At 59.0% G+C, this 9240-nt stretch carries 5 protein-coding genes and 1 pseudogene; 1 reads left to right on the top strand and 5 read right to left on the bottom strand.

Annotated elements, in window-relative coordinates; all coding sequences use genetic code 11:
- The 4 genes and pseudogenes from X751_RS01000000163530 to X751_RS24325 all read right to left on the bottom strand — a co-directional run.
- Window positions 1-774: pseudogene (locus X751_RS01000000163530) on the bottom strand (IS1380 family transposase); the annotation flags it as partial.
- A gap of 701 nt (window positions 775-1475) precedes the next feature.
- Window positions 1476-1730, bottom strand: a complete 255-nt coding sequence (locus tag X751_RS159040; protein ID WP_031197535.1) for a helix-turn-helix transcriptional regulator — start codon at window positions 1728-1730, stop codon at window positions 1476-1478.
- Between the two features lie 453 nt (window positions 1731-2183).
- Entirely contained in the window at window positions 2184-4004 is a 1821-nt protein-coding gene (gene glmS, locus X751_RS159045; protein ID WP_023743985.1) for a glutamine--fructose-6-phosphate transaminase (isomerizing), read from the bottom strand.
- Window positions 4005-4126: 122 nt separating this feature from the next.
- Window positions 4127-4513, bottom strand: coding sequence for a nitroreductase family protein (locus X751_RS24325; protein WP_023743984.1), 387 nt, complete (start codon window positions 4511-4513; stop codon window positions 4127-4129).
- Window positions 4514-6970: 2457 nt separating this feature from the next.
- Here X751_RS24325 and X751_RS0132710 point away from each other — a divergent pair.
- Window positions 6971-7726 (top strand): Crp/Fnr family transcriptional regulator, encoded by a 756-nt coding sequence (locus X751_RS0132710; protein WP_023731597.1) that lies wholly within the window; start codon window positions 6971-6973, stop codon window positions 7724-7726.
- Window positions 7727-8264: 538 nt separating this feature from the next.
- Here X751_RS0132710 and X751_RS159060 read toward each other — a convergent pair.
- Window positions 8265-9239: a hypothetical protein gene (locus tag X751_RS159060; RefSeq protein ID WP_023708080.1), complete on the bottom strand. Its 975-nt coding sequence runs from the start codon at window positions 9237-9239 to the stop codon at window positions 8265-8267.
- Window position 9240: the final 1 nt, after the last annotated feature.

The raw sequence follows: 9240 nt of genomic DNA, 5'->3' as shown, positions 1-9240 counted from the left end.
GGTGGGCGCGAGGCCAAAGATGAAGTCGACGTCGTTGGCGCGGCACCAGTCGATGACCTGCGGGTTGCAATAATGGCTATCGCCGCGGAGCAGGATTCGAATGTTCGGCCAGTTGATCTGGATCGCCCGCACCAGACGGCGCAGGTGGGGGCGGATCTCAGCCCCACTCGGCCGCTTGGCCGGTCGCAGGATCGCGCTGACGAACCGTCCCGCACCATCGAACACGACGATCGGCTGGAAGCCGTACTCGTCATGGTGGGCATTGAACAGGCGAAGCTGTTGGCCTCCGTGCACAGCGTCGAAGGTGTCGTCAATGTCGAGTACGATCCGCTTCGGCACTTGCCGGAACGAGGCGCAATAGAGATCGACCATCGCCCGCCCCATCGCGACCAGCTCCCGCACCCCGGGTAGGTTCTCCAGCCGGCACAGCGTCGATTGCGACGCCAGATCCCGACCCGACGGCAGCGCATCCTGGGTCATCTTGAAGACCGGATCGCGGCGCAGCCGGTTGGCGTCGTTGCCGTCCTCGTAGCCGGCGGCGATCACCTTCATGCGAAAGTCGATCATGTCCGCCAGGCTGTGGACGACCTGGTCCGGGCAGCACGGATCGTCGATGCAACGCGCCAGACGCTCGGCCACCCGCAACCGCTTTTCCACCTCGGCCAAGGCCAGAACGCCGCTGTTGGACGACAGCATGCCGCCGTCGAAACGGGCGACGACGGACTAGCCGCCGACTGATGACAAACCGCTCAGCGGCAGCGCAAGATCGTTCATGGTGGGTGTGGTCTCCGGGAAATTTCGGATCGGCTTAAGCAACCAAATCCTACGTCATTTCAACGGGCTTGCGCCACATCCACCAACCCCCATGAATTTTTCAGGCTGGCAGAGAGGGTGCTTGCGGTGCACTCACTGACACGAGATCGCAAATGGAGGCGCGTGACCACCAGAACTGGCGACACCCAAGGTGGTCCGCTGGACCCGCAGGAGGAACCACAAGGTGTCAGCGGGCAGAGCGCAAGCGAGTGGCTACTTCGATCTTTCTAGAAGCGCGCCGGCAGCCTGGGCGGGGGGCTTGGGGGTCAGACTGCCGGCGCACGCCACTCACGAAGAGCGGCCCCTTTTCCTGGTTCGAACGCCCATAGTCAACCCGGAAACGTCAGGATGCCCGCCATGTTACTTTCAGAGCGGCGCGACTTCGCCATGGTGGACGATTCAGCCTAGGAGTAGCCACTCTCGTAGGCCGAGTTGATGCTCAAGCCAGCATCGCCTTGCCGAACTAGGAAGAGTTCGCCGTTAGTACTTCGTCGCGAGCCGATGCCGTCGTGCACGTTTCGTAGCACTCCGGGCGGCTATATCGCTTTGTTGTTCGGTGAGCTGCGCCAGAAGGCATCGCATCAATCGAATCAAGCGTCGACATCAGCCGCAAGCTTCACATCACAACAGCTAGTCCACCCATTGCAGATCATCCGATCTGTTCAGGCGGCGTCCGAAATGTCCAACTCCGACTCAAGAATTCCCACAGGTATGGAAAGCGATTTCGCTATCCGATCCCGATAGCCCTTGCTGTACCTCAGACCTCGCTCGATGTTTTGGATTTCCTCAGCGGCCAGCCCGCACGCGACCGCCAGGTCGTCGATCGAATATCCAAGGTGCTCGCGATAAGCGCGGACGATGTGGGTTCCCTGGGACATAGCCGTCAAGACTGGTTCGGGAATGCGCGAATCCTTCATAAACATCTCCAAGAACTGGGAGCTCCCTCGGAGATTCCTCCCCGAGGCGCACACTTAGCAAATAAAAAAAATTGGTCGTCCATTCGGCCGAACCGGCCTCATGCATGGGATGGGCCGCTGAATTGGCCGGGCCGGAATATGGCGGCTCACCTCCTTCTGATCAAGTATCAAGGCTGCCCGTGCTGAGAGCCTGGTCGGCGTAGCGCATGCGACCTGCGATCCTTCGTGGACCATTCTCGCCGATGGCTTTCTTGAACAGCAACTCGAACTTTCGGCAGGACACTGCTTCCTTCGGCCAATCTCCACCGGCGAGGCAGCGAAAGACCCGCTCGTAACCGCTACCGAGTTTCGCAATTGCAGCAAACAATGGTCATCTGGTTTCATCCGGGCTTCGGATCCAGACAAGGGGTACCGCTTTCCTGGAGGCGCATCGCCACCTGTACAGGTTCACAATCATTCGACCGTGACCGATTTTGCGAGATTGCGCGGCTGGTCTACATCCGTCCCCATGAAGAGCGCCGTGTGGTAGGCTAGAAGCTGTATCGGGAGCGAGAAGATCATTGGCGCGATAATCTCGTCGACAACCGGCAGCACGAGCGTGTGCATGGTTTCGAGTTTCGATACGGCTGCCCCTTTTTCATCGGTGATGAGGATAATCCGCCCTCCACGGGCAGCCACTTCCTGCATGTTGGAAACGGTCTTGTCGAAAAGACGGTCATGGGGCGCGATGACGATCACCGGCATGTTCTCGTCTATCAAGGCGATCGGCCCGTGCTTCAATTCACCCGCTGCATAGCCCTCGGCATGAATGTAGGAAATCTCCTTGAGCTTCAGCGCACCTTCCATCGCTAGCGGGAAACTGGTGCCACGGCCGAGATACAGGACGTCACGACACTTTGACAGTTCGCGCGACAAGAACTCGATTTCCGGCTGGATGCACTCGAGTACGTGGCCCATCACGCGCGGCAATTCGGCGAGGCTCCTGACGAGCGCCTGCAGCTCGTGTTCGGGGACGGTCCCGCGGGCTCTGGCCGCGCCGATGGCGAGTGCTGCTAGAACGGCAAGCTGGCAGGTAAAAGCCTTGGTAGAGGCGACGCCGATCTCCGGTCCGGCAAGGATCGGGAAAACCGTATCGGCCTCCCGAGCGATAGTCGATTCGCAGGCATTGACGATAGCGCCAATTTTCAGCCCACGCTCCTTGCAGTACCTCAATGACGCAAGCGTATCGGCGGTTTCGCCGGACTGCGAGATGAAAAGAGCCGCCGACTGCGGCGGCAACGGGATCTCGCGGTAACGGAATTCGGACGCAACGTCGATTTCAACCGTCAGGCGCGCATAGCGCTCGAACCAGTATTTTCCGATCAGTCCGGCGAAATAGGCGGTCCCGCAGGCAGAGATCGCCAAGCTCGGGACCTTGGCGAAATCAATGCCAGGAACCATGTCGCGACTGTCTATGATGTTAATGTAATGACGGAGAGCATGGGCGATGACCTCGGGCTGCTCGTAAATCTCCTTCTCCATAAAGTGGCGATGGTTGCCCTTGTTGGCGAGATCGGCCGCGGCCGTGGAGATATGGCGCGGACGCTCGACGGGACGGCCGTCGACATCGAAGATATGGGCGCCCGAATTGCCGATAACGGCCCAGTCGCCGTCGATGAGATAGGTAATTTCATTGGTGAAGGGAGCAAGGGCGATCGCGTCGGAGCCCAGGAACATCTCGCCGTCGCCGTGACCGATCGCGAGCGGTGGTCCGTTGCGCGCCGCCGTGATGGTCGACGGTTCATCTTCGAAGAGGATGGCAAGCGCATAAGCGCCCTTGACGCGTTTCAGCATGGCACGCGTGGCCTCTTGCGGCCTCATGCCCTCTCGGCGGTATCTTGCCAAGAGATGCCCAACGACCTCGGTGTCGGTGTCGGTCTGGAACTCGGCGCCATCCGCCGCCAATTCGTCCTTCAGCTCGGTGAAATTCTCGATGATGCCGTTATGGACTACGGCGACACCGTCGCTAAAGTGCGGGTGCGCATTGCGTTCGGTCGAGGCCCCGTGGGTTGCCCAACGCGTGTGGCCGATGCCGACGTTGCCGCTCAGCGGCTCTTCCTTCAGTCGCGTCTCGAGATTGACGAGCTTGCCCTCGGCGCGCCGGCGGTGCAAGGCACCCTCGATGATCGTCGCAACGCCGGCGGAATCATAGCCGCGATATTCCAAACCCTTCAACGCGCCGATCAACCGATCCGACACCGGCTGTTGCCCAACGATGCCAACAATCCCGCACATGTTCGTCTCCGCATCTTTGCGGGCAGCACCAGCCCACGCGAGACGGATACCCGTCCGGCCGCTTTAAGTGGCGGCCTTGTAGTAGAATTCCATAATATTGGTAAAATTGATTGTTGTGATAACTACCATCCACCCGATGGATAGGTCGGCGGCTGTGGAGCCACGACCCAAACTTCTATTCGCGCCTGACAGGGCGCCTCGTCGAGCCCGGCAAGCTTCAGCCGGGCATAGAGTGCGGCGCGCTCTCCCGAAAAGCGCGTGAGCGCCTCGGCATTGCAGCGCTCGAAGCAGTCTCTCACGGCAGTGCGCCGCTTGAGGCTCTCGACGACTACGAAGCGCCAGGGCTGGCTGAGGCCAACGGAGGGCGCAGTGCTGGCGAGCTCGAGCAGGCGTTCCAGCGTACCCTCCGGCAGAGCCGTCGGCTCGAAGCGCCGCACATCCCTGCGCCAGCGCAGCAGCGTGATCAGCCCGGAGCGAAAATCGTCGGTGAAATCTGGAGGTGACGGCATGGCGGTCTCGTTAGGTATGTATTGGACACTAGGGAGTACAGTGTGGACAGCCTACTGCCGGATTGCCAAGCTGGCTTGTTGCGTCCGACAATCGCGTCATGCGGCCCCAACCGCAAACGATAGAAAAATGTTTCCTGATGGGCGGCGCTATTAAGATGCAATCGACCAAGCCAGTTTCGATCAGCTCGCACGGCGGTGAATCGCGTACCAGGCCGTTGGTAGATGCGCCATTGACACTTAGGCGCACCCGTATCGCTCACCAGGCCTCGGAATGCGGAGAACGTCGGCCTGGAACGCGGAGACGGCGACAGGCGTCTCAGCTTGCATATACTCGTTCCTGCCGCATCGCCTGCAACTCAGTTTGCTTCCGACCACGTCGGCCTCGACGTCCCCGAAGATTCCCCAGGTCATTCGGCCGATACCATCGTCTGACATCATAGCGCCGCAGCGGACAGCACCAGCTGCCCAATTTCATTTGGGGCATCGCTGAGCTTCCAGTCGCCACCGCAATTTCGTCTTCCACCAGCGTCAGGCCTGACCCAAATTGCAGCTCATCCCTCTCACAGTCAATTCGCGCTTGAATTATATGTTCTACTTTCGTTCACTGTTCGGACGACACATTAGAAAGAGCTGGAATGGAATCTATCATCAGCCCTCGACAGCCGCCAAAGGTGGCCGCTGTTCAAGCCCGCCGAAAAGTTTGGATGCCGTTCACAAGGGGAGAGCATTGGTGGGACCATGCCGGCGCCATCTACCTCTTTGTTCTTCTCGGGGAACATCGCCCGGGCCAGTGGTCTCAATCGTGACCGGAGATAAAAATAACAGACGCGCATCAGGGCTCGCGCACGTGGAACGCAATGAGCATCCCCAGTTACTGGCACATTCTACAATCAGCTACCAACTGACAAACGTATGGCAGGAGACGGATGAGACGTGGACGGTGTTCGACCGTCGTACCGCAGAGTCGCCATAAGTCGCATTTAGGAGGTCCTGATATTTGATGCAAATGGCTGGGAACGTTGCTCACCCTCAACTCGGAGGTGACCGTTACCATAAACAGCGGATGGGCTGGTGCCGTCATGAAGTTGGAGGGCGACTTGCCTCCTCTAGCCGTTTTCGCAACCTATTCCGTCGCCGTCTCGGTCAAGATCATAGATATCGGTGCCTACGACAGAGACCGGCCCGTGTACGTATGCGGGACCATTGCCCTTTCCGGAGGAACAGTCGACATCGCTGGCGATTGGAACACAGGCGCCTGTGTAGTTAGGGTCGCAGGATTCTTGGCCATGAGCGCTGCTGATGAAGGACGCCAGACCCAGAGCGACCGCGCCTAGACGATGAAACCGCATCAAACACCCGCCAGCTAACACCCAAGAAATCTTAGCGGGCATTTTAGCTCCATGCAATATTAGCACTGGCTTGGGCGCCTATATATCACCACCAAGCTCCAAAGAGATAAGTTATTGCCCCACTGCAATGATCAAGATCGCGTTGAGGGTCGCGCGATGGCGGGCTACTTGATTTCGGTTTGGCAGATGCGTGGCCAAAGAGCGACGCGTGCTGCCAGGCATATGCATCTTCGGCGGGGTTTGACTTTTGATATTGCCAGGCAGGAAGGTCGCTAGCTGTACAGACCAGCTTATTACCGAGGTCGAGAATCCTAGTACCGATCGGTGGTAGTGCATCCACAGCAGTCATTTGACAGCCGTCGTCGAGCCGGAGTTCGCATCGCCCTCTGCGGTGAGGCCTCCGTAAGCGTCTGCGACGACCGACAGAGTCGACAAGCACGCGCTTCGTTCAGCGCCCCGAGGTGATCATGGCTGAAAGCGGCCCTACAAGGGCGGCCGATAGTAGCCTTCAAGGCCTACAAGAGGCAAACGCTGTGGAATCGTGTGCAGGGCGAGGTCGGCGGTCCCGAAGGAGCATAAGAAGAACAAGGCCGAATGGCTGAAGCCGGGACTGGTCCGCCGGTCACGAGGTCGGAGGGCGAAGAGAAGCTGCGCCTCGCGAGGCTACGGATTTCTGGGAGGATAACCAAAGAGCGCGGCCAGTCTTAGGTATATTGTACGATTGTTACCCAAGCGGCGGCCGCATGGACTCTCATCATCTTGGAACTACATTGCCAGAATGGCACAGCTCTTTGAATCCGCCCCAATGAGCGCTTCATTTCAGATGATCGTGGACCACTATGAGACAGCGGTTTCACTCCAGGAGCGCATTGTAACTCGCGCTCGACAAGTCGGCTTGGCGACCAAAAGCGATGACGAATTTCTGGAGCATCTGAATGCCGCGTTAGAGCGGGTGCGCCAAAGCTTGGCTCGGGCCGATTAACGTAATTGATAAAAAATGGGACATCCGCGGTCGGCAGGCATACAGTGTGCCATCGACGGCAACTCTAAGGGCGTCCGTCGGCTGTGAGCGATCAACATGCTTCCGCCCCAATAGGGAGAGGGAGCTATGACAGACTCCAGTTCACAAACTCACACTGCCGCGCAACGCGACACCGGCCAAAATTCGATCTATCGCAATTCGCTGCTGCTACGAATGTGCTCGGCAGATTTGGCATTGCTGCAACCTCATTTCGAAAGCGTCTCCCTTGGGCTGAAGACGCATCTCGAAGTGGCGGGGTCACCAATCAGCACCGTGTACTTCTTCGAGAGCGGTCTCGGGTCAGTGGTGGGCGAGCTGCGGCCTGGTATCGAAGCTGAGATCGGAATCATTGGTTGTGAGGGCATGACCGGCTCAGCGCTTATCATGGGCGATGACCGGTCAACGCACGATTGTTACGTCCAATTAGAAGCCCGAGCCTTTGTTATCGACGCGGGCCTCTTCACCAAGGCGCTTCTGACAAGCCCAACCTTGCGAACCTTTCTGCTCCGCTACGTTCACTACTTTCACCTCCAGGCAAGCTTCACCGCGCTCAGCAATGCCCGGATGAACATAGTCGACAGGCTCTCAAGATGGCTGGTGATGTGTGATGATCGCGTCGACGGGAACAGCTTTGCGATTACGCACGAGTTCTTATCAGTTATGCTCGGTGTCAGGCGGCCCGGCGTCACCATAGCGCTGCAAACCTTGGAGGGCCAAGGTCTGATACGCTCAATGCGAGGAGAGGTAGTCATTCTTGATCGCGCGCGTCTAATTGCGCTGGCTGATGGGTCATATGGCAGGGCTGAAGCCGAATACGCTCGGCTAGTCGGCAAACTGCATTGATCGCAGGTGCCGCGGCGTCCGTAGCGCCGCGACGGTGATCGCCAACGAATGTGCTCGACAGGAGATGGTCGATCTCCTGCATTGGAGTCACGTAAGCCGCCTAGACAGAGTCTTCACCGCCGACGTTGCCGAGCATCGGGATCCAAGACGAAGCTGTCATGCCGGCACCGCTGCATGCGCCCCGCGAGGAACAAACCGCCCCTCGCCTTCGTTCAGGATCCCGAAGCACGATACGGCTGTGCACCACCTTCCGGCCACTCAAAGGAGACCCGAGACGACTTGGTCCGTAAAGGAGGTTTTCGAAGAGCATCTGAGGCTTCGCGCGGCAGGCGATATCGAGGAGGATCTCTTGGGCGCACTGCCATCTAACCTCGATTAAACAGGCACTGATGTGCTGGCTGGAGCAATGGCGAGACTCATTGCACCAGCCAAGTTCAGGGCATGTGCAGACAACCGCTTTTGGCCCGGAACAGATCGATTGGCGGCATAGCCTTATCTTTCCCTCACAACGGGAAGGCTGTTTCGGGACTTTTCGAAATCAGCGGATCACAGGCTCGCCATGGAAGCGGCGGCGCGATGGAGGAGAAACGCCGAAGCCAACTTCCATCATCAGCCGTGGCCTGTGCGACGGCACGGTGCCCATATGGAACCCGAACGGATCCTCGACGAAACCGAAACCGGCCTTGCCGGTCAGCGTGACCGGACTCTGCTTGCCGTAGACGTCCAGAATCTCTTGCGCTGGATGGCCGACGACAAGCGTAAATTGGTGCTTGAGGGCGCGGCGATCATGGCTGCCGCGAACATAGATATGCGGGCCGGTCCCCTCGTCGACGGGCACCAGATAGAAAAAGAACTTCAGCATCCGCCAGTCGTCCAGGTCGAAGTGGTATTTGCCGAGCGAAGCCAGGTTCTTGTCCGCGTCCGACGCCTGGCCGGTCGGGAAGCTCCACCAGACGCGCGTCGTGATCAGCGTCGCCTGGCCGCCGAGATAGTGCGCCGCGATATCCATGAGCAGCGGATCGTTTTGGATGGCAACGGCCGACTTACAGCCCAGAATGCGCTCGAAATAATGGCCGCTGAGCAACGGACGGCCAAATCGCGCCTCAGCCTCCGCATGCTCCGCCGGCATGAACTCGAGTCGGCGATCGAAATTGCCGAAACAAGGTGTGCACCTGGCGAATGCGGCTACATCTTCAGCCACCATTGCAGGCAGGACAAGGCCGGGAAAAAGCCCATCCATCCGCAGCGCGTCGACAACGTCGTGGCAATTGACACCGGCAAACATCGTGTCCTGGGCTCTTTGCGGCCTTCGGACCGGCTTTGCACCACGCCAGTGCATTCTCCGTGCCGGCATGGTGCGCGCCAACATGAACATGGGCAGCCACGCCGGGTTCTCGCGAATATCCGACAGGTAGGTCGGAATGCGTACGGCTATGCGACGCAGCATGCTGCCGTTTCGCGCGATTGTCTCAAGGCTTGCAGCGCCGGCTTTGTCGGAGTTCATAACGGTCATC

The sequence above is a fragment of the Mesorhizobium sp. LNJC394B00 genome (assembly GCF_000502555.1).
Taxonomy (GTDB): Bacteria; Pseudomonadota; Alphaproteobacteria; order Rhizobiales; family Rhizobiaceae; genus Mesorhizobium.
This window is presented reverse-complemented; position numbering and strand designations above follow the sequence as displayed.